The following is a 25,226-nucleotide window of genomic DNA, read 5'->3' as shown; positions in this document are numbered from 1 at the left end:
AGTCTCAGCCCTCCCGCCGCGTGCGCGGGTCCAGCAGCAGGTAGCCGATGTCCGCGAGCAGGTTCGCCACCAGCACCGCCAGTGTGATCACCAGGAACACTCCCTGCATCAACGGGTAGTCCTTCGCGCCGATGCCCTGGAACAGGACGTAGCCGAGGCCCGGGTAGGAGAACACCATCTCGACCAGCAGGGCGCCGCCGACGATGAAACCCAGCGACAGCGCGAAACCGGAGATCGACGGCAGCACGGCGTTGCGGGCCGCGTAGGCGAACATGATCCGCTTCTGGGTGAGTCCCTTGGCCCGCGCGACGAGCACGTAGTCCTCCGCCGTCACGGTCACCATCATGTTGCGCATGCCCAGGATCCAGCCGGCCACCGAGCTCACGATGATCGTGACGCCGGGCAGCACGGCGTGCTCCAGCATGCTGCCGATGAACTCGCCGGAGAACTCCGGCACCAGTCCCGGCGCGTAGCCCCCGGACGCCGGGAACAGCGGCCACGTCACGGAGAACAGCGAGATCGCGATCAGCCCGAGCCAGAAGTACGGGATCGACGACAGGAACGTCGTGACCGGGATCAGGTTGTCCATCCACGATCCGCGCTTCCACCCCGCGTAGACACCCAGCAGGGTGCCGAGCAGGAACGCGATGACCGTGGTGACGCCGACCAGCCCGAGCGTCCACGGCATCGACTGCGCGAGCACGTCGGCGACCGGCGTCGGGAAGAACGTGAACGACAGCCCGAGATCGCCCCGCACGAGCGATCCCCAGTAGTCGACGTACTGCTCCCAGATCGACTTGTTGTCGTCCAGCCCGAAGAGGATGTACAGCGACGCCATCGCGTCGCTGTTCAGCCGTCCACCGAGCTTGGTGATCATCGCCTGCACCGGGTCGCCGGGAAGAAAGCGCGGCAGCAGGAAGTTCACCGTGATCGCCGCCCACAGGGTGACCAGGTAGAACAGCGCACGACGCAGCAGGAAGCTCATGCCGCCGCCTCCGCGTACAACCAGCAGGCCGCCCAGTGCCCGTAGGAGTCGACCTCGGTGCGGGCCGGCGCCTGGGTCCAGCAACGCTCCTGCACCTTCGGGCAGCGCGCCGCGAACTGACAGCCGGTGGAGATCTGCGCGACCTCCTCCAGCGGCGCGTCCAGCGCGAGCACCGACCGTTCCGGGTCGGGCGCGGACTCGATCAGCAGCTGCGTGTACGGGTGCGCCGGCCGCTGCGTCACGGACTCGCTCTCGCCGCCCTCGACGATCTGCCCGCCGTACATCACGAACGTCTCGTCCGCGAAGTAGCGCGCCGACGCGATGTCGTGCGTGATGTAGAGGACCGCGAGCTTGAGCCGGTCCTTCAGGTCCAGCAACAGGTTCAGCACACCGAGCCGGATGGAGACGTCCAGCATGGACACCGGCTCGTCGGCGAGCAGCACCTCGGGGTTGGCCGCGAGCGCGCGTGCGATCGCGACGCGCTGCCGCTGACCGCCCGACAGCTCGTGCGGGTACCGCGCGGCGAAGTCGGCGGGCAGGTTCACCCGCTCCAGCAGTTCCTCGACCGTCTCCGACTGCTTGTGGATCTTCAGCGGCCGGGTCAGGTGGTAGCGGATCGTGTGGACCGGGTTGAGGGACGCGAAGGGGTCCTGGAACACCATCTGGACCTTGCGCCGGTACTCCCGGACCCTTCGCACCTTCTCACCGTCCAGCAGGATCTCGCCGGAGGTGGGTTCCACGAGCCGCGCGAGCAGCTTCGCCACCGTCGACTTGCCTGATCCGGATTCGCCGACGAGGGCGGTCACGCGCCCGCGGCGCAGGACGATGGAAACGTCCTGCACCGCGCGCACGCGCTTGTAGGTCTTGACCAGACCTTTCGCTTCAAGCGCGACTTCATTCATCTACGATCCCGCGGGCTTCAGCTTCATGACGATCTGCAGGGCGTTGGGCAGGGTGGCCTGCGGCGGACCGTACGGGTCCTCCTCGGTCGGCCAGCCGACCCAGTTCTTCGTGCTGTACTCCGCGCCGATCGGGCCGGCGGAGGTCGGGATCATCGGCACCTGCTCGACCATGATCTTCTGCAGCACCGCGAGGGCCTTGGCCCGCGCCGCGTCGTCCGCCGCGTTCGCGTATTCGGCCAGTGCCGCGGTCGCCTCGGGGTTGTTGTAGCGCCCGAAGTTCACCGCCGCGGTCTGCCCGACCGGCTTGATCTCCGCGCTGTCCATGATGTTCTGGTACATCTCGTACGGCGTCGCGCCGGTGTTGGTCCAGCGCAGCGAGCCCTGGAACGCGCCGTTGGCGAAGTCGGTCGTCCACGCGTCCGCGGTCTGCGTGCGCACGGTCGCCTCGATGCCGATCTTCTTCAGGTCGCCCTTGATGATGTCGAGCACCGTCAGGTAGTCGGACCAGCCGGACGGGTTCGTGAGCTCGATGGTGACCGGCTTGCCGTCCGGAGCCTTGAGCACGTCGCCTTCGAGCTTGAAGCCGGCCGCGGTGAGCTTCTGCTTCGCCCCGTCGACGTCGATCTTGAACTTCGCGTCCTTGTACTCCGGCGCGAGGAACGAGTCACCGGCGGGCAACGGCATACCGGTCTTCGACTCGAGCTTCGGGAAGAGACGGGCCTCACCCTTGACGAAGATCGCCTCGCGGTCGATCACGTCGCTCATCGCGGAGCGCAGCGCGGCGTTGTCGAACGGCGCGATCGTCGTGTTCAGCCACAGACCGTGGATGCCGAGACCGGCCGGGAACCAGAGCTTGTGGTTGGCCGGGTCCTTGTCGACGTACAGCTTTTGGTAGTCCGGGATGAAGACGTACGACCACTGGCTCGCACCCGACGCCAGCGCGGTGGTCTGCGCCGTGTTGTCGTTGTACGAGGTGTACTGGATCTCCGGAACCTTGGGCAGTTCCTGCCAGTACTCGGCGCGCCGGGCGATCGTCACGGTCTGCGAGGTGAACGACTTCAGCTCGTACGGACCGGTGCCGACGGGCTTCGGGTTCGTGTAGGTCGTCGGGTCCGGGACGGTGCTCCACACGTGCTGCGGAATCACCATCGCGCTGATGACCTTGTTGCGGGTCACGAACTGCGGGCTCGCGAACGACACCTCGACCTTGTTGTCCGGCGTCGCGGTCGCGGTCTCGACCTTGAGCGAGTCGCGGTTGTTGAGCGCCGGCCACTTCTTCAGGATCTCGAACGAGAAGGCGACGTCAGCGGCCGTGAGCGGCTTGCCGTCGGACCACTTCACGTTCTCCCGGATCGTGAAGGTGACCTTCTTGTAGTCGGGCGTCCAGTCCCACTTGGTGGCGAGCCACGGCACCGGGTCCTGAGCCGGGCGCGTGTTGTTCACGAACGCGAGCGGCTCGTAGATCTGGTAGCGGTAGCCGAGCGAACCCGCCGCCGACGTGGGCAGGAAGGGGTTGTGGTTCTCGGTCAGCGGCCCGTTGGGCATGCCCACGGTCAGCACTCCGGCAGCCTTGGTGGCGCCACCAGAGGAGCAACCGGTCGCCGCGAGCGCCAGTGCTAACGCGACGATGACTGTTCTGCGCATGGGGGAATCTCCCGATACGACGGTGTATGAGAGCGCTCTCTCATACGTACGGCGAACTAGCCAGACCGCGCACGGCCTGGCCGGTTCGTTTCAGTTGTGGTGGAGCAGGGTGGGTCAGGGCGCGGATTCGCGCACGATCAACGAGGTCGGCAGCACCAGCGGGTGGTCGGGCATCGGCTGTCCCTCGAGCGTGGAGAGCAGCATCCGCGCGGCGGCGGCACCCATCTCCTGTGCCGGCTGGCGGATCGTCGTCAGCCGAGGTTCGGTGTGTCCCGCGACCGGGACGTCGTCGAAGCCGACCACGGACACGTCGTCGGGGACGACGCGGCCGGCCTCCCGCAGCGCTCGCAGCACACCGACCGCCGAAAGGTCGTTCTGCGCGAACACGGCGTCGAACGGGATTCCACTCGCGACGAGCTTGTCGACGGCCACCTCACCGCCTTCCGTGGTGAAGTCGCCGTCGACCACGAGGTCCGGGTGCAGCGTCAGGCCCGCTTCCGCCAAAGCGAGCCGGAACCCGTCCAGCCTCGCCTGAGTGCACCCGAAGTGCGGTGGTCCGGTGACGACGGCGAACCTGCGGCGGCCTGCCGCGACGAGATGCCTCGCGACATCCGCGCCTCCCTGCCGGTTCGTCGTCGTCACCGAAGGGAACTCCGGGTGCGAGCCGCGGTCGTCGATCATGACGACCGGCAGGCCCGCCCGGTAGAGCGTGGAGATGTAGTGCAGGGCGTCCGGCGGCTCGACGACCAGCAGGCCGTCGAAGGCGTTGGCGGACACGTGGTTCGCGAACTGGTTCAGCGACTCGGGTCCGCGGTTCAGCGTGTAGAGCAGAAGGCCGTAGCCGTCGGCTTCGAGAGTGTCCACGATGCCCTGCAGCACCTCGCCCATCCACGGCCAGGTGAGCGACGGCGCGAGCATCGCGACGGTGCGGGTGCGGCCTCGCGCCAGACCGACGGCACGGGCGCTCGGCACGTACCCGATCTCGTCGATGACCTTGCGAACTCGTTGCGCGGTAGAGGCGTCCACGTCCGGCTTACCGTTCAGCACACGTGACACGGTCGCTTTGGACACCTGGGCGCGTTGGGCGACCTCTGCGATCGTGACACGCATGCCGAACTTCCTTCCGCCGCCTCCTGAAACCGGTTTCGGTACCGGTTCCGACGAGGTGTGACGGAGTCAACAGCCTGACGTGAGGATTAGTCAAGAGTCTTGCCGGAAGTTCGTGAGAGCGTTTCCACAGCAGGGTGCATCGATGCAGGTAGAACACTGTCGAGCGCCCTGAATTGAGACACCTTGATCGATTCCTGCTTCCGTGTTTCCCTCCGCCGAACGGAGTACTCGTCGCGTCTCAACTGATCGTGCACAATCAGGGACATGGGGGTTGTGACAGCGGTAAGCCGCAACGAGGAGTACACGTTCACAAAGCCGGCACGGGAGAGCATCACTTTGCTCGCCGGTCTCGGCGTCGAGGGCGACGTCCACCAGGGCGTGACGGTCAAACACCGGTCGCGGATGGCGCAGGACCCGACCCAGCCGAACCTGCGCCAGGTGCACCTGATGCACGCCGAGCTCTTCGACGAGCTCCGGGACAAGGGTCACGCCGTGGAGCCCGGCCAGATCGGCGAGAACATCACCACGCGGGGCATCGATCTGCTCGGCCTGCCCACCGGAACGTTGCTGCACCTGGGTTCCGAGGCCGTGGTCGAGGTGACCGGGCTGCGCAACCCGTGCCTGCAGATCGACGGGTTCTCCAAGGGGCTGCTCAAGGAGGTCGTGGGCAAGGGCCCGGACGGGGAACTGGTCCGGCGCGCGGGGATCATGTCGATCGTGCTCGCCGGCGGCGTCGTCCGCCCCGGTGACGAGATCCGCGTCGAGCTGCCCGCGCACCCGCACCGTCCGCTGGAGAAGGTCTAGCTGTTGCCGAAGTGGTCGTCGAGGATCACCGAGATCGTTCTCGGCGCCTCGACGACCGCCAGGTGCGCGGCGTCCCCGACGACGTAGAGCTCCGAGTCCGGCAGGTCGTCCGCGATGTGCCGGACGAGTTCCGTCGGCGTCGCGTGGTCCTGGGCCGCCGCGATCACGACGGTAGGCACGTCGATCTTCGGCAGATCCGGCCGCAGGTCCATGTCCCGGACTGCTTCGACGCAGGCGAGGTACGACGGCAGGTGGGTCCGGAGCAGTTCGGCGCGGTAGTGCGCGACGACGGCCGGCGCGCACGTCGGCGTGAACCACCGGGAGACGATCGAGTCCGCGACGGACTCCATCCCGTGTGCACGTAGCAGTTCGACGCGTTCGTCCAACCTGGCCTTGTCCGGCACCCAGGCGGTGGTGCACACGAGTGCCAGCCGGGAGATCCGGTCGGTGTGCGCGGCCAGCCACATGCCGACCATGCCGCCGAGGGACACGCCGCAGTAGTACACCTGGCGCAATCCCAAGTGGTCCAACAGTTCTACGACGTCGTGCGCCAGGTCTTCGATCGTGCACGGGCCTTCGACGGGCGCGCTGCCGCCGTGACCTCGGTGGTCGAAGCGCAGCAGGCGGAAGGGCAGCGAGAACTCGCGCCACAGTCCGGTCGTCGTGCCGAGCGCGTTGCCCAGCACCAGCACCGGCGCGTCCCGCGGGCCGGTCAGCGTGTGGTGCAACACGGCGTCACCTCCTCGCTGTGCCCCGACATCCGCGAGTCTGCCTGGGCTTTTGCCCGCCCGCACGACGAATCCGGCGTACGGCGGCACGCGTACCGACAACCACCGTCCTGGCCCCCGCCGAAACACTGTTACGGGGAGCAGAATGGTGGCTTGCCGCCGCCACCGACCTCACCGGGAAGCCGATGAACTCCGTTGCTCCGTTCGCGCACGAGGCCCTGTTCTACCGAGACGAGGACACCTTCCTCTCCGGTACGGCCAGATTCGTGACGGAAGGTGTCGACAGTGGCGAGCCGGTGCTGGTGGCGGTGTCGGAGGCAGGCATCGCGCTGCTGCGCGCACGCCTGGGCGAAGCGGCGGACCAGGTCCACTTCATCGACATGACCGAGGCCGGCCGCAACCCCGGCCGGATCATCCCCGGCGTGCTGATGGCGTTCAGCGCGAGCGCGCAGGGCCGCTTCCGCATGATCGGCGAACCGATGTGGCCCGGCCGCACCGAACTCGAGTACCCGGCGTGCGTGCAGCACGAGGCGTTGATCAACACAGCGTTCGAAGGCAGGCGGGGCGTCATCCTGTGCCCGTACGACGCGGCGGCGTTGCCCGGCCGCGTGCTGGAGGACGCGCGGCGCACCCATCCCGTGGTGATCGAAGGCGAACGGCGCGTGGCGAGCGAGTGGTACACCGACCCCGCCGGCCTGACCGACATCTACAACGTGCCGTTACCGCCGCCGCCCGCGGACGCCGAGGAGCACCCGTTCACCGTCGGCACCCTCGCGCACATGCGCAAGGTCGTGTCGGCGTACGCGCACTGGCTGCGCCGCGAGCAGATCGAGGATCTGATGCTCGCCGTGAACGAACTCGCGACGAACAGCATCCTGCACGCGTCCGGGCGCGGGGTGCTGCGGATGTGGCGCGAGGGCGACACGGCGGTGTGCGAGGTGAGCGACGAAGGCACCGGCTTCCCACCGTCGTTCACCGGCCTGTCCGGCTTCGGAATCGTGATGGTGAACCTGTTGTGTGACCTGGTTCGCACCCACACGAGTCACAGCGGTACCACCGTTCGAGTGTACTTGGGCCGGTAGAGAGTCACCGCCATCTCATCGCAATGCGCAGGACACGAGGACCTGTTTTCCTTGCACGGATATGACAGACCACCTCTCCCCCCTTGACATCGCTTTCCTCGCAATGGAAGGCGACAGCAACCCGTTGCACCTCGGCGCGGTGGCGACCTTCGCACCGTCCACTCCGGTGCATCCGGCTCGCATCGCCGCCGTGCTGTGCGAACGGGCGCAAGAGATTCCGCGCCTGCGCCAGCGCGCCCGCACCTCGATGTTCGGCGGCGCGCGCTGGGTGGAGGACCCCGGCTTCGCGCCAGAGGACCACGTCTTCACGCACCACGTGCGCGGCCGTGATCGGTTCGCCACCCTGGTGTCGCACCTCATGGCGCAGCCGCTCGACCTCGCGCGCCCGCCGTGGGAGCTGCACGTCATCACCGGCCTCGCGGGCGGCAGGTTCGCCGTCGTCGCGAAGCTGCACCACTCGCTGTGCGACGGCATGAAGGCCGTTGGCCTGGGAATTCAGCTCTTCGACCCGTCGCGGCTGTCCATTCCGGACGCTCCGCAGCCCGTGGTGAAGTCGATCATCCCGTCCCTCCCGTCGCTGCGCGGGATCAAGGACACCTTCGACATCGCCTCCTCGGTGCTGATGAACACGCGTCCGCCGACGCTGAACTCGCCCGTGCTCACCGCGTCCACCCGGCCACGCCGGGTGGTGATGTCGCGCCTGGATCTCGCGGACGTGCACCGAATCCGGCGCGCGCACGGCGGCACGGTGAACGACGTGCTGCTCGCCCTGGTCACGGGTGCGTTGCGGCACTGGCTTTCCGCGCACGGCAGCGCCGGCACCGACTCGGTCGTGCGCGCCCTGATCCCGGTTAACCAGCGCTCACGCTCCGGTGACGGCGCCTCGGGCAACCAGATCTCCGGTTTCCTGGTCGCGCTGCCCGTCGGCGAGACCGACCCGGCGCAACGCCTGCGGAACATCCGCGCGCAGATGGAGTCCGCGAAGGCCGCCGGTCCCGACCGGGGCGCCGGCGCGCTGCCGTTGCTCGCCGACAAGGTGCCGCCGCTGGTGCACCGCCTGGCCGCGCCGGTGATGGGCCGCTGCGCTCCCCTGCTGTTCGACACGCTGGTCACCTCGGTGCCGCTGCCGTCCGTGCCGCTCGCGCTGGACGGCGCCGCGTTGTGCGAGATGTACCCGGTGGCGCCGGTCGCACCCGGTCACGCCGTGGGCATCGCACTGTCGGTGTACCGCAACTCCGTGCACGTCTGCCTGAACACGAACCAGTCGTGGATGTCGGACGCGCAATGGCTGGACGGAGTGCTGCGCCGAGAGCTCGTCGCTTTGCAGGAGACTCGCGAGCTGGTGGGTTTGCCGAGGTAGACGCACGGGCAAACCTGGTTTCATGAGCAACACCGTGGTCCTCGACGTGGACGGCACCCTGGTCGACACCAACTACCACCACACGGTGGCGTGGCTGCGCGCGTTCCGCGAAGTCGACGTCACCGTGCCCGCGTGGCGAGTGCATCGCGCGATCGGCATGGGCGGCGACAAGCTCGTCGCCGCCGTGGCGGGCGACAAGGTCGAGCAGGACCACGGCGACGAGGTGCGCGCCGCGTGGGAACGCCACTTCGACACCATGCTCGACGAGATCCAGCCGCTGGAGGGCGCGCACCGCCTGGTGCGGGCCGCGACCGACATGGGCCTGGCCGTGGTGCTCGCCAGCTCGGGCAAGAGCAAGCACGTCGAGCACTACCTGAAGCTGCTCGACCCCGGCGACGTCGCGTGGACGACCTCCGACGACGTCGACGACAGCAAGCCCGCGCCGGACCTGATCGAGGTGGCGCTGCGCGAGGTCAAGGGCGACCGCGCGGTCGCCGTCGGCGACTCGGTCTGGGACTGCGAGGCCGCCGCACGGGTGGGCCTGCCGTCGATCGGGCTGCTCACCGGCGGGTTCGCGGAGAACGAACTGGTCGACCGCGGGGCCTCAGCGGTGTACGCGAACCTGGACACGCTGCGGGCGGAACTGGCCGACCTGCCGTTCGCCGAGGTGAGCGACCCGAACGCCTAGGGCAGCGGCTCCTGCGACGGAGTGGGCGCCTCCGAGGACTTCTTGCGGTCCTTCTTCTTCTCCTTGTTCTTCTTCGTCGTCTCGTCGACCGGCTCCTCCTCGGTCGTCTCGACGGCCGAGGTCGACGGGTCCACACCGCTCGCCCCTGGCTGCGGCGCACCGGGCACCCCGGGCGCCTCCGACCCGTCCGGCGTCTGCACCACGGTCACCGTGGACTGCGTCACCGTCACCACCTGGGTCTGCGCGTCCGGCGTCACAGGCTTGTCCGCCGCCGGCGCCTCGTTCCCGCCAACGGCGAAGTTGGCCACCACCACGGCCACCGCGGTGACGGCCACCGCCGCGGCCGAGATCGCCAAGCGCTTGCCCCGCCAGGACCGGGGCTCCGGCACGACCGGACCCGTGGGCGCGTCCGGAGCGACCGCCGCGTCGGGCAGCAACGCGGGCAAGCCCCGGCTGGCCTCGAAAGCGGCGGTCAGCGAGCGCGCGCACTGGGCGGCGGTCGGCCGGCGCGACGGGTTCATGTCCGTCATCGCGGACAGCAGCGATTCCCAGGCAGGCGGCAGGTCGAGCGGGATCCGCGGCGACCGGGCCAGCCTGGCCAGCGCGGCCTCGGCGTCGCCGCCGGGGTACTCGCTGCGCCCGGTCAGGCACTCCAGCAGCACGAGGCCGAGCGCGTAGACGTCGGCGGCGGGCCCGACGTCCGAGCCGCGCACCTGTTCCGGTGACAGGTAACCGGCGGTGCCGACCAGCACGCCGGACGTCGTCACCCGCGTCACCTCGGCCACCAGCGCGAGACCGAAGTCCGCGAGGTACGCCTGCTTCTCCTCGTCGTCGATCAGGATGTTGGACGGCTTGATGTCGCGGTGCACGACGCCGAGGTCGTGCACGTGGTCCAGGACCGCGGCGATCTGGCTGCCGATCCGCGCCACGAACCGGGGCGGCAGCGGTTCGCGCATGCGCTGGCGCAGGGTGCCGCCGGTGATCTCGCGCATCACGAAGTACGGGCGGCGCGACAACGAACCCGACGCGTAGACCGGGATGATGCCCGGGCACTCCAGCGAGACCAGCATCGAGGCCTCGCGCTGCAGGCGCAGTTCGTCGTCCGGCAGGCCGGGGCCCGTGAAGATCTTGACCGCGACCGACGACGTGGTCTCGCGGTCGTACGCGCGGTAGACCTCCGCCATGCCACCCGAGCCGAGCAGCGACCCGATCACGTAGCGGTCGTCGACCACCGTGCCCGTCAGGTCACCGTCCCAGCGCTCGCTCATGGGCCTCCGCTCCGTCGCACAGCAAAACTAACGGGTCGCGTGGAATCACGGCTACCCGGTCACGCCTGACGATCACACTACGATCAGCCCGGCTTCGATCTCCCGGACGACCGCCACATCGCGTTCCAGCTGGTCGGCGTCGGTGTTCGCCAGCACTACCGAACCCAACGACGTCCACAGGTCATCGGTTCGCGGCACCGTCGAACCTTCGCGATAGGGCAGCGCGTCGCTCTGGTAACTGGGCAAAAGTGAGGCCAGCTCGTCAAATCGCACCGAGTTGCCGAGCTCTCCCGCCGCGGGCGAGGACAGGTACACCGACTTCACGTGCCGGCGTCGCGAGTACCGGCCGACCGACGAGTCGCCGTCGACGCGGTGCCGCACCATCCGGGTGATCTGGCTTTCGCCGGTACCCAGCACGGTGAGCTCCTGCTGCTCCGCACCGGCCAGCCGCGCGCCGATCTCGATCAGCCGCGGGCCGTCGGGGGTGATCATGACCTCGACGTGCGCCGGCCCGTTGCGGACGCCGGTCGCCTCGAGCACCTGGCGCACGTAGTCGAACAGCACGTCGACCACCGGCTCGTCCTGCGCGACCAACGTGTTCGACAGGTAGATGCCGAGCCGGTCGCCGCGCCGTTGCTTGGCATAGCGCCAGACCGCGACCAGGCCGTGTTCGCCGTCGATCGAGTAGGTGTCGACCTCGTACTCGGTGCCCACCGCGAGTTCCTGCACGAGCACCTTGTCGTTGCGGATGTTCAGCTTGTTAACGCAACCGAGAATCCGGTCGAACTTGGCCCGCCAGTCGTCGCCCGGCATCGCCACGAACACGTCGTCCGTACCGCCGCTCTCCTGCGGTTTCACCACGATCGGCGAGTCCTCCAGGCCTTCGCGCCGCAGCCACGCGGCGACCTCGTCGACGCGGTCGGAGCTGATCTGACGCAGGTGCGGCACCTCGGCGGTGCGCAGCGCCACGGCCATCTGCCACTTGTCGCGGCGCGCGGAGGAGAGCGTCAGGACGTTCGACCGGCCCGGCGCGATGAGCTCCGACAACGCCTCCGCGGTCTCGACACCGGTCTCGGTGCCCGGCACGACGGCGATCGGCTCGTGCACGGCCAGTTTCGCGGCGAGCTCGTCGAGGTCGTGCAGCACGTGGACCTCCGCGAAGTCGTCCGGGATCCAGTCCAGCCCGGCGGGAGGCTTCTCCGTCGTCAGCACCGCGATCGCGTCGACGCCCCGCGCCGCGAACGCGGGGGCGATGCCCTTGCCCGCCGAGTACGGATCCACCACCACGATGCTGCTCACCCTTGCTCCTTCGTTAGGACACTTGACGAACGAGGAGCACAACGGCCCTGGTGCGAGCGGGCATTCCTGTCTCGATTGGGTCGAGACGACCGTCACTCGAAACGCAACGTCTCGTAGACAGGTCTTGTCACCAGACAGCCAGAAGACGCCCGCCAGACCCGCGCGAGCCGCGTGCGGAGATCGGTGCCGCCGCTCAGTGCCTGGGCCACGAACTGCAGTCCGAGCAGCTCCGCGACGATCTGCTCGGCCGCGTGCCGGACGTTCACCTCCGGCCGCAGTTCGCCTCGTTCCCGAGCGAGCGACAGCAGCTCCCGCACCACCGCGACCCAGCCGACGACCTGTGCGGCGGCCACGACGTCGAAGAACACCGCCTCCCGCAACAGCTTCGCGCTGACCCGCACGGTGAGGTCGGTGTCCAGCCTGCGGGTGAACTCGAACGACATCGCGATCAGCGCCTGGACCGGCGACTGCTCGATCGCGAGCTGCTCGTCGCGCAGCCGGTGCCACAACAGCGACTGCTCCTCGATGATCGCGACGCCGAGCGCCTCTTTGGAACGAAAGTGGCAATACAGCGCACCTTTCGACACGTCCGCCCGCGCGCACACGGCGATGAGGCTGGATCCGGCGAACCCGTCGCGGTCGAACACCTCCGCGGCGGCGTGCAGCAGTTTGGCCCTGGTGCGGGTCGATCTCTCGCGGTTGACGCTCATGCCTCGGTCCGCGCGGCCCCTGTGGCGACGGCGGCGGCCAGCGTGTCCGGCATCTGCCAGTACTGCTCGATCTCCCCCAGGTGCACGGAGACCACGGCGGCGAAGCGCACGTCCACCCGCTCGGCCGTGGTCAGGACCCGCCAGCGCGCCGAACCGACCACGGCCGCGTCTCCTCCGTCGACGATCACCTGGCGGGCCGAGAGCCGCTCCAGGCCGAACGTGGCGAACAGGGTGAGGAACTGGGACTCGACCTCCCTGCGGGTGCGCGGGCCGGTCGTCCACCGGGCGCCACCGGGGTCGGGCGCCTCCCATTCCACGGTCGGCGCGCACAACCGCGCGATGCCCGCTGCGTCCTGCGCGGCCAGCCGCGCGAGAAACACCTGCACCACTTCGACCGTCGAGAGCATTTTCTCCACCTTCTCATCCCGGTCATTGCTGTCGCAACGGTCCTGGCGCAGTCACACTAGTCAAAGACCCACAATGCGAGAACGCGCACCCCGTTGGCCCAGCTCACTTTCACCCGAACATCCGAGCGGACGATTCCATCGGTACGCGAACTTTCAACGACCGTCGGTATCACCGCAATGCAGGGCCCCATGATCCAGACTTTGCGGCATGGTGGTCGACACACCCACCCATCACACCGAAACGGAGCAGAACCGTGCTCAAGGCAGCCCTACCAGCCACCGAGCACCAGGATGTGCCGCCCATTACCGCGCTGATTCCACAGGCCAGGCGAGAGCAGGGCCTCACCCAGCGCGAACTCGCGGACCTGTTGTGCGAGATCTCACAAAACGACAGCGTCACTCGTGAAGAAGTGTCGAGATGGGAACGCGGCAAACGCATTCCCGGCCCCTACTGGCGAGCCTTCCTCAGCACGGCGCTCGACGTGCCGCACGCCGCGGTCGACAAGGCGGCGACGATCGCACGTGAGACGCGCAGGGGAACCAGGGAAGACCACTCCGGTTAACGGAGCGCGGACAGGCCGAAGGAAACCTGTCCCCCGTCCGGGAAGCGGTGTACCGCCAGGACCCCGCGGCCACCGTCTTCCCGCAAGTCCCAGGCAGAGCAGGTCTTTGGCCCCCTGTGACGACCACCGGGCCGGGCCAGACTGCGATCTGTGACACCCCTGGGAAACACCGTCGCAACGTACCTGTTGCTCGCCGGTGCCGCGCTCGGCGGCGCGCCGGGGGCATCCCCGGTCAAAGTGAACGAGATCGCGCTCGGATCGAGCGGATTCGTAGAACTGCGCAACACCGGCTCCACCGAGACAGACATCGGAGGATGGTCGGTCCAGGCCTGCGCCGGCAGCACTCCGCGAATCCTCGCCACCATCCCCCCGGCCACCGTGCTACCTCCGGGTGAATACTTCCTGATAGTCGGCAGCGCGTTCAGCGGAACGGTGCCCAACGGGATCGTCGTGAGCACGGTGGACGGCTCGGGCGTTATCGCTCGAAACCGGCACGGCGCGCACACCGACAGCGTGGGCCTGACCTCGTCCTCACCGTGCCGTGAAGACGGACCGGCCACCCCCTGCCCGAATTCCGGCCAGGGCTCCTCACTCGGCCGCGACAGCGCCTCACACGACACCGACCACAACTCCGCGGACTTCACCTGCCTCATTCCCACTCCCGGAGAAATCAATCCCTAGCCACACTTCAATGGCCCCTTACGACCCACGACAAATCAGAGCAAAGTCGGTCCCGGCGGCAAGACAGGTTGTTTCACGAGACCAGGCAGGCCGCCACGAGAAATGCCCACAATTCACTTCTCGAAAGGACCGAGACAATGCGTCGACTGCTGAGCGGAGCCACGGCTCTCGCATTCGCGAGCACCATCGCGTTCGCGGGAATGGCGACCGCGGCCGAGGAGCCCGGTGCTCCCGAGGTCATGGCCGTGCCGGCTGTGCTCGTCAACGAGGTCTCGACGATGGGCCCGAACGGACCGCTCGACGAGGCGATCGAGATCGTCAACACCACGGACCAGCAGCTCGACCTCACCAACTGGGTGCTGAAGATCTACAACCAGCAGAACCAGGTCATCCAGACGATCCCGCTGATGGACTCCCTCAGCCAGCCGATCGTGCTGGCGCCCAAGAACAACGTCGGCTCCACGCTGGTGCTGACGGGCGCCGAGTTCTCCGGCACCACGAGCACGCAACACGTGCTCCCGGTGAACTTCCTCGGTGTCGAGGGCATTCCGGTGTACGGCGGTGTCGCGATCTTCGGCAGCAACGCGCCGACCGCTTTCAAGATCGACGGCGTCGCGTTCTCGGCGAGCGCGGTCACGCCCAAGGAGAGCGTCAACGCCTCGCCGGAAACCGCGCAGACGGCCGCGCTGAACGGCTCGAACACCCGCAACATCCTCGGCCAGGACACGAACAACAACCAGCGTGACTTCTCGCTGCAGGAACGCACCTTCTGACCGAACAGTCCCAGGAGCCCGGGCCGTCACCGACGGTCTGGGCTCCGTCGTGTGGCGCGAAGTCGCCAACGGCGACCAACCGCCGCTTTCCACTGTTCCGCAAGGAATTCCGGCCCCTCATCCTGCTGTGAACTGATCACGAGGAGGCGCCGTGTTCCGACACGTCCTGGCACTAGCCGTTGCCGCGGCCACGCTCGTCGCACCACCGGCGCACGGGGCCGCCCAGGCTCCCCCGCCGGCCCAGACGTCCGAGGCGTCCCACCGGATCACTCTGATCACCGGGGACGTCGTCGACTACACCGAACGCTCCGACGGCCGGAAATTCGCCCAGATCCACGCCGCGCCAAGGGAAGGCGAGCCGCCGGTCTTCCACACCATGACGACGGCCAAAGGTCTGCACGTCTACCCATCGGACGCGATCGGCGCGGTCGCGTCCGGCACCGTCGACCGCACCCTCTTCAACGTCACCGAACTCGTCCGCACCGGCCAGTCCGACGACCGCACGGCCACCGTCCCGGTGCTCACGATCGGCGGCGTCAGCGCCAGCGCGCACACCAGGATCAACACCCTCAACGCAGCCGGCGTCCACGTGGAGAAGGCCAAGGCGCAGGAGTTCTGGCGTTCCCTGGACATGAGCGTGAAATCCGGCGTGCGGGTGAAGTACGACCGGCCGATCCGGGTCACGCTCGACCAGACCACGAAGCAGATCGGTGCACCGGCGGCGTGGGCGGCCGGCCTGAACGGCGCCGGTGTCACGGTCGCCGTCGTGGACACCGGCATCGACCAGCACCACCCCGACGTCGCCGCGAAGATCACCGAGACGGCGAACTTCTCCGACGAGCCCGACGTCACCGACCTCCACGGCCACGGCACGCACGTCGCCTCGATCATCGCGGGCACCGGCGCGAAGTACTCCGGCGTCGCCCCGGCGGCGAAGCTGATGGTCGCGAAGGTGTTCAACGGTGCGGGCGAGGGCGACACCTCGCAGGTGATGGCGGGCATCGAGTGGGCGGCCAGGTCCGGCGCGAAGATCGTCAACCTCAGCCTCGGAGGCGACGTCACGGACGGCTCCGACGACCTCAGCGCGCTCGTCGACCGGCTCTCCGCCGAGACCGGTGTGCTGTTCGTGGTGGCGGCGGGCAACAACGGACCTGCCGGGCGTTCGGTCACCTCCCCCGGCGCCGCGGCGTCCGCGCTGACGGTCGGCGCGGTCGACCGGCAGAACAGGCTCGCGCCGTTCAGCAGCACCGGCCCGCGCATCGGCGACGCGCACGTGAAGCCGGAGATCACCGCGCCGGGTGTCGGCGTGGTCGCCGCGCGCGCCGCGGACACGTCGATGGGCGCGCCGGTCTCGGACCTGCACACCGCGTCGTCCGGTACTTCGATGGCCACGCCGCACGTCGCGGGCGCGGCCGCGTTGCTCGCCCAGCAGCACCCCGGCTGGACCGCGAAGCAGCTGAAGAACGCACTCGTGACCAGCGCGTCCGACGTGGGCCTGCCCTGGTACGAGCAGGGCGCGGGACGGCTGGACGTGGCGCGCGCCGTGGCGGGCAAGGCGACCGGACCGGCGTCGGTGAGCTTCGGGCGGCAGGAGAAGGGATCCGGCGACACTCTGACCCGGGAACTGGGCTACACCAACGACTCCGACTCCCCGATCACCCTCGATCTGGCCGCGTCCCTGAAGGGCTGGGACGGCACGTCCGCGACGGCGTTCCGGCTCAGCACCTCCCGTCTCACCGTCCCTGCCCGCGCTCAGGCCACCGCGATCCTCACTCTTGACCCCGACGCCGGTCCGGCGGGTGTGTACGGCGGCGTCGTCACGGCCACCGGCGCGGGCACCACCCTCCGCACCACGGTCAGCGTCTATGAGGCGCCACGGACGTTCCCGGTGTCGGTGCACGTCCGCGACACCGCGGGCAGGGCACCCGCACCCGCCTTCGGCCAGCTCATCGACGACACCAACGGCCAGGACGACGTCAACGACCCGTTCGACGACACCCTCAGCTACGTCTTCGACGTGGTGAACGGCGAGGGCGTCGCGAACGTGCCGAGCGGCCGCTACTCCGCGATGAGCTGGGCGACCGAGAACACGGCGGGAGTGCGCCGCTGGTCCGCGCTGGCCGCACCGGAACTGACGGTCGCCGGCGCTCAGGACGTCTCGCTCGACGCGCAGCGGACCGTGCCGATCGAGGTCGTGCCGCCGGGCCCGGCCGAGCAACGCGACCGCACCGTCACGATGCGCCGCGTCCTGCCCGCCGAGGGCGGCAACCTGCCGCTGATCACCGAGACCTCGGCCGCGCTCGGCACCGCGCCGTGGGAGATCCGCGCGACCCCGTCCCCCGCCGCGGGCAAGGGCGCGATCTCGTTGCAGGACAACGTGACCCTGCAGACCGCCACGGTCACGCTGACCTCCGGCGGCCGCACGCTCAAGGCCGACGGCGACATCGCCGTGCTGTCCGCGAAGTGGCCGGGCGAGAGGACCGACGTCAAGGTCGTGAAGATCAAGCCGGACACGCCGGCCGTCATGGTCAAGGCCGCCAACGCCGCCGCCACCACCGCCGCCCAGGAAGGCAGGAAGGCACTGCTGTCCTATGTGGACCAACCGGGGGCGCTCCCGCTCACCGGTCTCGCCAGTACCGCCCTGCCCTCGCTCAGCGTCAGCAACGCCGACGGCGAGTTCCTGGCGAAGCAGACAGCGATCAGGCTGAGCATCAGGTCCGGTCCGGAGTCCGTGTTCAACCTCAGCTACCTCGACGCCAACGGCATCCCCGCCGCCCACCGGCAGACGGTCGACCCGGCGAAGCTCGTGCTGCACAGGACCTCCTACCACGCCGACAAACCCGGCCTCACCGTGCAGAAGACCTGGTACCCGTTTCCGACCGGGCTGTGGCAGACGCAGATCATGCGCGGCACCACGTTCACCCCGCCCGCCGCGTGGAACGAGTACATCGGCCCAGGCGACGACCGGATCGTCTGGAAGCGTTCGGTCACGTTGAGCGGCACGGACGACAAGGGCGCTCGCGCGGCGATGGCGATGTACCAGGAGAACGTGTTCCGCGACGGCCAGGCCCCGGCCGTCGAGCGCTGGTTCGCCGGACCGATGCACAGCACCGCGATCGACCTGCAGTCCGACCACCCCGCCCGCTACCCCGCCGCGGGTGACGCGTGGCGCCAGCTCTGCTCGGACTGCCGCACCGGCGACACGTTCGTCCCCGCTCTGCAGTGGACGGACGGCAGCCCTGGTCACTACACAAACCCCTACCAGAACAGCAAGTTCTTCACGACGACCAAGGTCCGCCTCTTCCAGGACGACCGCGAGATCGGGCAGAACCAGGACCCGCTGGCGTTCTACCCGACCTTCCCGCTGTCACCGGACCAGGCCACCTATCGCCTGGAGAAGGTCGAAAGCCACGCGCCAGGAGCGATCGCGGGCGCGGTCAACCCCGTCCTGTTCACCCTCGCCCCGCGCACCGAGACGACGTGGACGTTCCAGTCACGCCGGTCGCTCAACCCGCCGCCGCGCGGCTACTCCTGCCACGCCCAGGCGGCGAGCTGTCAGTTCCAGCCGTTGATCGGGCTGCGGCACGACCTGCCGCTCGACCTGACGAACTCCGCACCGGCGAACACGCCGTTCGTCTACCACGTCACCGCGTCGAGCAGCGCGCCCGTGACCGTGGTGAAGGTGCAGTGGTCCGCGGACGGCGTGACCTGGCGGCCGGCGCGGATCGAGCCCGACGGTGGCCGCTGGCAGGTCACGATCGACAAGCCGAGTGGTGACGTGTGGCTGCGCACCGAGGCCAGGGACGGCACCGGGAACACCGTCACGCAGACCATGCAGAAGGCGTTCCGCACTCACTGAGGCGGCAGAAGGGAACCCGCACCACGCGAAGCCGCGCGCAGACCCGCCTGGAACCGGGTCTGCGCGCCCAGCTCGTCCATCAGCCGGTGCAGGCGCCGCTGGTACGTCCGGTAGCTCAGCCCGAGCTGCTTGGCGATGCTGCGGTCCGGCAACCCGGTGGCCAGCAACGCGAGCAGCCGCGCGTCCGCGATCGAGACCTCGGAGCTCGCCGGCTGCCCCGGTAACGACAGCGGTACCGCGTCGTCCCAGAGCTTCCCGAACAGCGCCCCGAGCGAGTCGAGCAACGCCGACCGGTGCACGATCACCGCGCTCTCGAGCGTCGTCTCGGTGCTGTACAACGGAATGAGCCCGAGGTGGGAGTCCGCGAGGATCATCTTCGTCGGCGCGACCGCGACGACCCGTGCCTCCTCCCCCAGCGACAGCCCCATTTCCAGGTCGGCGCGCAGGTCGTGCAGCTCCAGCGCCCGGCGTTCGTAGATGCCCCGGAACCGGACGCCGCGGCGCAGCAACTCGTCCTCCACCGGGTGCAACGACGTGGGCGCCTTGGCGTACGGAGGCTTGTCCACGAACCGCACCTCGTGCCGGGCCGTGCGCATCACCTGGTCCACGCGCCGCGAGATCGCCTCGGCCCCGTGCACCACCTCGACGAGGTCCGCGGGAGCGCGCACGCCCGCCGCCCGTTCGTAGCGGACCTGCAGCGCACCCGCCAGCAGCCGCTCCCGCCGCAGATCGTCCTCACGGCGCAGGAAGTACGCCGCCAGCGCGACGTCCGGGGCGACGGCCGTGTGCAGCCCGTCGACCTGGTGGACGAAGCCCAGGTCGGTCAACGACCTCAGCGCGGCCCGCACCACCCGCTCGGCCAGTCCCGCCGCGGGGCACAGCTCCGCCAGCTCCAGCTGGTAGGAGTCCACGAGCGTCTCGTAGACCGCGAGTTCCGTCGGACGCAATCCGAGCACGCAAGCCAGTATGCCGACTTCGGGCAGCCGTTGACGCGGGGCCGGAAACGGGTGTAGACATCGGTTGAAAAGGTTTTCACAACCTTCTCATCGCCGCCGCTCGCAGTTTGTGCCAACACATGCGTGCGAAAGGACGGCCGATGGAGACCAATCGCCGCGACTTCCTCAAAGTCGCCGGTGCCACCGCGGGTGTCACGATGTTGTCCTGCTCGTTCCTGCCGGCGCCGGTCGCCTCGGCGCGGGACCACACCGCGATACCGATGGCAGAGTCGCCGTGGGACCAGGTGCCGGCGATCCTCGCGAAGATCGTGCCGCCCACGTTCCCCAGCGCCAGGTTCGACATCACCGCGTACGGCGCCAAGGGCGACGGCAAGACGAAGAACACCGAGGCGTTCAGGAAGGCCGTCGAGGCCTGCGCCGCGGCGGGTGGCGGCCAGGTCGTCGTGCCCGAAGGCGCCTTCCTGACCGGCGCGATCACCTTGCTGAGCAACGTGAACCTGCACGTCTCGGAGGGCGCCACCATCCGGTTCTCCACCGACCCCAAGGACTTCCCGCTGGTCTACACCCGATGGCAGGGCATCGAGTGCATGAACTTCTCGTCGTTCATCTACGCCCGCAAGGCCGAGAACATCGCGATCACCGGACCGGGCCTGATCGACGGCCAGGGCCCGTCCGGTCCGTGGTTCGACTACGACGGCAAGCGGCAGCCCGACTGGGAACAGCTGCAGAAATGGGCCGTCGACAACAGGCCGGTGACCGACCGGAAGTTCGGCATGGGCCACTACCTGAAGCCGAACATGATCACGCTCTACGAGTGCCGCAACGTCCTCGTCGAGGGCGTTCAGCTGCGCAACTCCGCGATGTGGAACGTGCATCCCGTGCTGTGCAGCAACGTGACGATCCGCGACATCTTCGTGTACAGCCGCGGCGGCATGGTCGACGGCTGCGATCCCGAGGCCTCGCAGTACGTCCACATCACCGGGTGCCGGTTCGACTGCGGCGACGACGGCATCGCGATCAAGGCCGGTCGCGACATCGACGGCCGCCGAGTCGGTGTGGCGAGCGAGAACATCGTGATCGAGAACTGCTCGTTCGAGGGCCGCTGGGGCGCCCTGACGGTCGGCAGCGAGATGTCCGGCGGCGTGCGCAACGTCTTCTTCCAGGACTGCACGGTGAAGAAGGGGTCGTCGTACAAACCGTTCCACGTCCTGTACATCAAGACGAACAAGCGGCGCGGCGGCACTGTCGAGAACATCCACGCCCGGCGGATCAAGGCCACCGACGTCGACCGCGAGGCGATCATGGTGACGCTGAACTACAGCCTCACCGGCCCCGGCTACGGCCCGATCGTGAACCCCAGGGTGCGGAACATCACCGCGGACGGCTTCACCGTCAACGGGGTCAAGAAGACCGCCGTCACCCTGGACGGCCTCGACGAGTCGCACATCAGGAACGTCGCGATCTCCAACAGCACCTTCACGAACGTGACCACCGCGAAGCCCAGCATCAAGAACGCGGACGGCACCACGTTCACCAACGTGACCATCAACGGCAAGAAGGTCTGAGCCCTCACTCCCGGCCGAGGTGCGCCTGGAGGTCGTCCACGAACCGGCTGAGCAGCCGGCCGAGCGTCGTCTTGTCCTCCTCGGACCAGTCGGCGACCGCGCCGGCCAGCCGTCCAATGACGGCCTCCAGGTAACGTCCGGCAGCCGCCGCGCCGGCGTCCGTCAGCTCGACCAGACGCGCACGCTGGTCGTCGGGGTCGGTGACACGACGGACCAAGTCGGCGCGTTCCAGGTCGTGCAGGTGCCTCGTGACGTGCGGGCCGACGACCTGCATCCGTGCGGCGATCTCCCCCACCCGCAACGGCTGCCCGGCCATGCGCAGGGTGATGAGCACGGTCAGGCCAGGGCGGTCGAGCGGGAGGCCGACGTGCTCCATCCCCCGTTCGACCAGCTGGCTGCGGTTGAGCACGGTGCCCAGTTGCATCAGGCGCGGCAGCAGTGCCGCAGGGTCCAGGGCCTCGCCCATCTCACACCTTACTTACCTAACTTAGGTATATGCTTGCCTCAGTCGCAGGCAACCGTAGCGATCATCGCGACCTGAAAAAGGATACCTAAGTTAGTTATCTGGAGGAACCATGAGCTCAGTCCTGATCTCCGGCGCCAGCATCGCCGGCCCCGCGCTCGCGTTCTGGCTGCGGCGGAACGGCTTCGACGTCACCGTCGTGGAGAAGTCCCACGCCCTGCGCGGCGGCGGCTACCCGATCGACATCCGCGGCACCGCGTTAGGAGTGGTCGACCGCATGGGCCTGCTCCCCCGGCTCCGCGAGGCGCACGTCGACACGCGGCAGATCACGTTCCTCAACGCCGACGGCGGCCACGTCGCGTCGATCCGCCCGGAGTCGCTCACCGGCAGCGACAACAGTGACCTGGAGGTGCGGCGCGGCGACCTCGCCGAGATCCTCTACGACACCGTGCGCGACGACGTGGAGTTCCTCTTCGACAACACCATCGTCACGATGAACGAGCACTCCGGTGGCGTGGACGTGACGTTCCGCAGCGGCTTGCAGCGCACCTACGACCACGTCATCGGCGCTGACGGGCTCCACTCCACGGTGCGTGCGCTGACGTTCGGCCCGGAGGAGCAGTTCCACCGCTACCTCGGCTACTGCTTCGCGGGCTTCACGCTGCCCAACCACCTCGGCCTCAAGCAGGAAGCGTTGATGTGGAACGAACCCGGCCGCGCCGCCGCCCTGTACGCGGTGGGGTCGAACGAGAGCGTGCACGGGTTCCTGAGCTTCACGCGCCCTGAAGCTCCGTTCGGTGCGTTCCGCGACCCGCAGGCTCAGCGCGATCTCGTGGCGTCGGTGTTCGCCGACAACGGCTGGGAGGTGCCGGGGCTGGTCAAGGCGATGCACGAGGCGGACGACCTGTTCTTCGACACGGTCAGCCAGATCCGCATGCCGCACTGGTCGTCCGGCCGCGTCGCTCTCGTCGGTGACGCCGCGTACGCCCCGTCGTTCCTCACGGGGCAGGGGTCGAGCCTCGCGCTCGTCGGCGCGTACGTGCTGGCAGGCAACATGCGCGACTTCGGGGCGTACGAACGCACGATCCGGCCGTTCGTGGAGGCGAACCAGGGCCTGGTCGACGTGGGCAACGCGGAGCTGTTCCCGGGCACCGCCGAGGCACTGGCCGCCCGCAACGCCGCCCTGCGCTCCCGCGAGACGATGCCCGCCCCGGCCGCGCGGCCCGAGCACTCGGCCATGACCCTCCCAGAATTCCCGCTGCTATCTCCGTGACAGCTCTTCCACAGGCGGCTCACAGGAAACGGCCGCAATCTGGGTCGCATGACGGACAACCACGACCGCGGCCTCCAGTTCGACCTCGCCACGCTCTTCGGGCGCAGGCGGGCGTTGTCGCTGCTCGGCGGCGCAGGCCTCACGCTCGTGGCCTGCGCCCCGTCGACCACCACCGCGACCTCGACCACCACGGCCGGCTCGTCCACGACGGCGGACGGCTCGCCGCTGGAACCGATCCCCGAGGAGACGGCGGGCCCGTTCCCCGGCGACGGCTCCAACGGCCCGAACGCGTTGACGCAGAGCGGAATCGTGCGGTCGGACATCCGGTCCAGCTTCGGTTCCTCGACCCGCACGGCCGAGGGCGTGCAGCTCACGATCGACCTGACGGTGCAGAACGACGACGGCAAGCCGTTCGCGGGCGCCGCCGTCTACCTGTGGCACTGCGACATCAACGGCGACTACTCGATGTACTCGGACCGCGTGAAGAACGAGAACTTCCTGCGCGGCGTCCAGGAGGCCGACTCCAGCGGGAAGCTGAAGTTCGTCAGCGTCTTCCCCGGCGCGTACTCGGGGCGCTGGCCGCACATCCACTTCGAGGTCTACCCGAGCCTGGCCGAGGCGACCAAGGCCGGCAACAAGATCACGACCTCGCAGCTCGCGTTGCCCGAGACGACGTGCAAGGAGGTCTACGGCACGACCGGCTACACGCAGAGCGTGCAGAACATGTCGCGGACGTCCCTGAAGCAGGACATGGTGTTCCGCGACGGCGTCGACCACCAGATGGCGACCATGTCGGGCGACGTCGGGTCCGGCTACACCGCCTCACTGACCTTCGCGGTGGAGGGCTAGCCACAGCTCCGCGCGCAGACCGGGTGAGTCGAGCGAGCGGCCGAGAGCCTGCTCGGCCTTGCGCACCCGGTTGCGCAGCGTGTGCCGGTGCACGCCCAGCTCTGCCGCCGCCGGGTCCCAGGCGCCGTGGTGGGTCAGCCAGACCCGCAGCGTCTCGCGGGTCTCGGCGTCGAGCGGCCTGAGCAACGCGTCCGCGAACCCGTCCGGGACCTTCAGGCTGCCGGCGAGGTCCTCGAACGTCCGCACACCCGCTCGACGTGCCTGCTGGGCCTCGCGATAGCCGCGCGCGACCTCGGTGACGTCCACTTCGGACGATGCGAAGCCGTCGAACTCCTTTGTCAGCACGACGATCCGACCTTCGTGCTCGGCCCAGAAGCCGGCGTCGGGCGGCTCGTCCACGAGGAACACCCGGAATCGCGAGGGCAGTCCGTCGATCGGAATCCCCGCCAGCAGCAACCGGAACTGTCCCGAACGCAACTCACGATGGGCCGCGTCGACGGCGTCGTTCTGGGCGAGCGCGAGGGTCAGCAAGGACGCGGCCGTGTTGACGATGCTCAGGTCGGCGGCGTCGAGCGGAGCCGCGGTGCCGACCGCGAGCACTCCCCTGGCGCGACTCCCCAACGCCTGCAGGAACACGTTCCAGCCACCTGTCTCGAACGCCGCGCTGGCCAGACCACCCGCCGTGCGCAGCCGCGCCACCTCGGCGCTCAGGCCGGGTACCTGGCGCGCGTTGTGTTCGTGGACAGCCACTCCCGCCGCGTCGAGCAGCACGACCCACCCGTCGATCCACTGGCCGAGCCTGCGCACCACGCCGGCGACACCACCGCGCACGGCCGCGCGGGTCAGCGCCCTCTGCGCCTCGCTGGTCCGGGTCAGTGCCGCGTACTCGTCCGCCGCGAGAGCCTTCGACACCGCCTTGCTGATCGCGATGAACGGCACCCCGCGCGGCACCTCGACCAGCCCCAGGTCGGCCTTCGCCGCAGCCTCCACGAGCTCGACCGGAACGACGTCGTGGCCCAGTCCGGTACCAAAACCGAGCCCAACGACCCCGGCACGCACAAGCCGTTCGACGTAGTCGGCACCCACGACCGCGAGCCCGGTCGTGAGCAGCAGCTCGCCCCCTTCGAGGAACGGCGTGGGGTCCGCGAGCTCCGTACCGTGCACCCACCCGACCGGCCTCGACACGTCCCCGGCCAGCACCGGCAGCCGAAGCGTCCGAGCGAGTTCCCGCAGGGTGATGGGCATGTGCCACTTTGT

General features: G+C 68.8%; 23 protein-coding genes. 11 read left to right on the top strand and 12 right to left on the bottom strand.

Translation table 11 applies throughout. From position 1 onward, the window contains the following. Positions 1 to 4 precede the first annotated feature (4 nt). From OG205_RS00480 to OG205_RS00460, 4 genes are all read right to left on the bottom strand, one after another. Positions 5 to 985, bottom strand: a complete 981-nt coding sequence (locus OG205_RS00480; protein ID WP_330274208.1) for an ABC transporter permease — start codon at positions 983 to 985, stop codon at positions 5 to 7. Further along, positions 982 to 1,887, bottom strand: coding sequence for an ABC transporter ATP-binding protein (locus tag OG205_RS46705; RefSeq protein WP_442916720.1), 906 nt, complete (start codon positions 1,885 to 1,887; stop codon positions 982 to 984). Before OG205_RS46705 ends, OG205_RS00480 begins: the two co-directional genes overlap by 4 nt. Next, positions 1,888 to 3,531 carry an ABC transporter substrate-binding protein gene (locus tag OG205_RS00465; protein ID WP_330274207.1) on the bottom strand — a complete coding sequence of 548 codons (1,644 nt, stop codon included), beginning with the start codon at positions 3,529 to 3,531 and terminating at the stop codon, positions 1,888 to 1,890. Positions 3,532 to 3,645: 114 nt separating this feature from the next. After that, positions 3,646 to 4,641, bottom strand: coding sequence for a LacI family DNA-binding transcriptional regulator (locus OG205_RS00460; RefSeq protein ID WP_319981349.1), 996 nt, complete (start codon positions 4,639 to 4,641; stop codon positions 3,646 to 3,648). A 264-nt stretch (positions 4,642 to 4,905) separates the two neighbouring features. Here OG205_RS00460 and OG205_RS00455 point away from each other — a divergent pair, with 264 nt between their 5' ends. Then, entirely contained in the window at positions 4,906 to 5,445 is a 540-nt protein-coding gene (locus OG205_RS00455) for an MOSC domain-containing protein (protein WP_330274206.1), read from the top strand. On the opposite strand, the gene OG205_RS00450 is transcribed toward OG205_RS00455, so the two are convergent. Beyond that, entirely contained in the window at positions 5,442 to 6,176 is a 735-nt protein-coding gene (locus OG205_RS00450; protein WP_330274205.1) for an alpha/beta fold hydrolase, read from the bottom strand. The genes OG205_RS00455 and OG205_RS00450 overlap by 4 nt on opposite strands. A 182-nt stretch (positions 6,177 to 6,358) precedes the next feature. Between OG205_RS00450 and OG205_RS00445 the strand changes: the two genes are divergently transcribed. The 3 genes from OG205_RS00445 (at position 6,359) to OG205_RS00435 (ending at position 9,303) form a co-directional block, all read left to right on the top strand. Then, positions 6,359 to 7,255 carry an anti-sigma factor RsbA family regulatory protein gene (locus OG205_RS00445; protein WP_330274204.1) on the top strand — a complete coding sequence of 299 codons (897 nt, stop codon included), beginning with the start codon at positions 6,359 to 6,361 and terminating at the stop codon, positions 7,253 to 7,255. Positions 7,256 to 7,316: 61 nt separating this feature from the next. Further along, entirely contained in the window at positions 7,317 to 8,615 is a 1,299-nt protein-coding gene (locus OG205_RS00440; RefSeq protein ID WP_330274203.1) for a wax ester/triacylglycerol synthase family O-acyltransferase, read from the top strand. A 22-nt stretch (positions 8,616 to 8,637) separates the two neighbouring features. Further along, on the top strand, positions 8,638 to 9,303 hold the full coding sequence (locus tag OG205_RS00435) for an HAD family hydrolase (protein WP_330274202.1): 666 nt from the start codon (positions 8,638 to 8,640) through the stop codon (positions 9,301 to 9,303). Here OG205_RS00435 and OG205_RS00430 read toward each other — a convergent pair. The 4 genes from OG205_RS00430 to OG205_RS00415 all read right to left on the bottom strand — a co-directional run bounded on the left by OG205_RS00430 (position 9,300) and on the right by OG205_RS00415 (position 12,987). Continuing rightward, positions 9,300 to 10,571: a serine/threonine-protein kinase gene (locus tag OG205_RS00430; protein WP_330274201.1), complete on the bottom strand. Its 1,272-nt coding sequence runs from the start codon at positions 10,569 to 10,571 to the stop codon at positions 9,300 to 9,302. The two genes, OG205_RS00435 and OG205_RS00430, sit on opposite strands and share 4 nt — an antisense overlap. A 72-nt stretch (positions 10,572 to 10,643) precedes the next feature. Then, positions 10,644 to 11,870 (bottom strand): ATP-grasp domain-containing protein, encoded by a 1,227-nt coding sequence (locus tag OG205_RS00425; RefSeq protein WP_330274200.1) that lies wholly within the window; start codon positions 11,868 to 11,870, stop codon positions 10,644 to 10,646. A 92-nt stretch (positions 11,871 to 11,962) separates the two neighbouring features. Then, positions 11,963 to 12,580, bottom strand: a complete 618-nt coding sequence (locus OG205_RS00420; RefSeq protein WP_330274199.1) for a ScbR family autoregulator-binding transcription factor — start codon at positions 12,578 to 12,580, stop codon at positions 11,963 to 11,965. Then, positions 12,577 to 12,987, bottom strand: a complete 411-nt coding sequence (locus OG205_RS00415) for a nuclear transport factor 2 family protein (protein ID WP_330274198.1) — start codon at positions 12,985 to 12,987, stop codon at positions 12,577 to 12,579. The genes OG205_RS00420 and OG205_RS00415 overlap by 4 nt, the downstream gene beginning before the upstream one ends. A gap of 254 nt (positions 12,988 to 13,241) precedes the next feature. Here OG205_RS00415 and OG205_RS00410 point away from each other — a divergent pair, with 254 nt between their 5' ends. From OG205_RS00410 to OG205_RS00395, 4 genes are all read left to right on the top strand, one after another. Then, complete coding sequence (locus OG205_RS00410; protein WP_330274197.1) at positions 13,242 to 13,550, top strand: helix-turn-helix transcriptional regulator; 309 nt, start codon at positions 13,242 to 13,244, stop codon at positions 13,548 to 13,550. A 150-nt stretch (positions 13,551 to 13,700) separates the two neighbouring features. Next, positions 13,701 to 14,231 carry a lamin tail domain-containing protein gene (locus OG205_RS00405; RefSeq protein WP_330274196.1) on the top strand — a complete coding sequence of 177 codons (531 nt, stop codon included), beginning with the start codon at positions 13,701 to 13,703 and terminating at the stop codon, positions 14,229 to 14,231. Between the two features lie 137 nt (positions 14,232 to 14,368). Continuing rightward, the gene (locus OG205_RS00400; protein ID WP_330274195.1) at positions 14,369 to 15,004 is read left to right on the top strand and encodes a lamin tail domain-containing protein; all 636 of its coding nucleotides are present in this window, start codon (positions 14,369 to 14,371) and stop codon (positions 15,002 to 15,004) included. A gap of 151 nt (positions 15,005 to 15,155) precedes the next feature. Further along, positions 15,156 to 18,863 carry a S8 family peptidase gene (locus OG205_RS00395; protein WP_330274194.1) on the top strand — a complete coding sequence of 1,236 codons (3,708 nt, stop codon included), beginning with the start codon at positions 15,156 to 15,158 and terminating at the stop codon, positions 18,861 to 18,863. Here OG205_RS00395 and OG205_RS00390 read toward each other — a convergent pair. After that, positions 18,857 to 19,819 (bottom strand): helix-turn-helix domain-containing protein, encoded by a 963-nt coding sequence (locus OG205_RS00390; RefSeq protein ID WP_330274193.1) that lies wholly within the window; start codon positions 19,817 to 19,819, stop codon positions 18,857 to 18,859. The two genes, OG205_RS00395 and OG205_RS00390, sit on opposite strands and share 7 nt — an antisense overlap. Positions 19,820 to 19,959: 140 nt before the next feature. On the opposite strand from OG205_RS00390, the gene OG205_RS00385 reads away from it, so the two are divergent. Next, entirely contained in the window at positions 19,960 to 21,384 is a 1,425-nt protein-coding gene (locus OG205_RS00385) for a glycoside hydrolase family 28 protein (RefSeq protein WP_330274192.1), read from the top strand. 4 nt (positions 21,385 to 21,388) lie between these two features. Here OG205_RS00385 and OG205_RS00380 read toward each other — a convergent pair whose 3' ends face one another. Next, positions 21,389 to 21,850 carry a MarR family winged helix-turn-helix transcriptional regulator gene (locus OG205_RS00380; protein WP_330274191.1) on the bottom strand — a complete coding sequence of 154 codons (462 nt, stop codon included), beginning with the start codon at positions 21,848 to 21,850 and terminating at the stop codon, positions 21,389 to 21,391. Positions 21,851 to 21,959: 109 nt separating this feature from the next. Between OG205_RS00380 and OG205_RS00375 the strand changes: the two genes are divergently transcribed. Together OG205_RS00375 and OG205_RS00370 are read left to right on the top strand one after the other, a co-directional pair. Further along, positions 21,960 to 23,120, top strand: a complete 1,161-nt coding sequence (locus OG205_RS00375) for an FAD-dependent monooxygenase (RefSeq protein WP_330274190.1) — start codon at positions 21,960 to 21,962, stop codon at positions 23,118 to 23,120. 48 nt (positions 23,121 to 23,168) lie between these two features. Then, positions 23,169 to 23,969, top strand: coding sequence for a dioxygenase family protein (locus OG205_RS00370; protein WP_330274189.1), 801 nt, complete (start codon positions 23,169 to 23,171; stop codon positions 23,967 to 23,969). Here OG205_RS00370 and OG205_RS00365 read toward each other — a convergent pair. Beyond that, complete coding sequence (locus OG205_RS00365) at positions 23,943 to 25,214, bottom strand: PucR family transcriptional regulator (protein WP_330274188.1); 1,272 nt, start codon at positions 25,212 to 25,214, stop codon at positions 23,943 to 23,945. The two genes, OG205_RS00370 and OG205_RS00365, sit on opposite strands and share 27 nt — an antisense overlap. Positions 25,215 to 25,226: the final 12 nt, after the last annotated feature.

Origin of the sequence: Lentzea sp. NBC_00516, from assembly GCF_036346835.1 — a bacterium.
Taxonomy (GTDB): domain Bacteria; phylum Actinomycetota; class Actinomycetes; order Mycobacteriales; family Pseudonocardiaceae; genus Lentzea; species Lentzea sokolovensis.
This window is presented reverse-complemented; position numbering and strand designations above follow the sequence as displayed.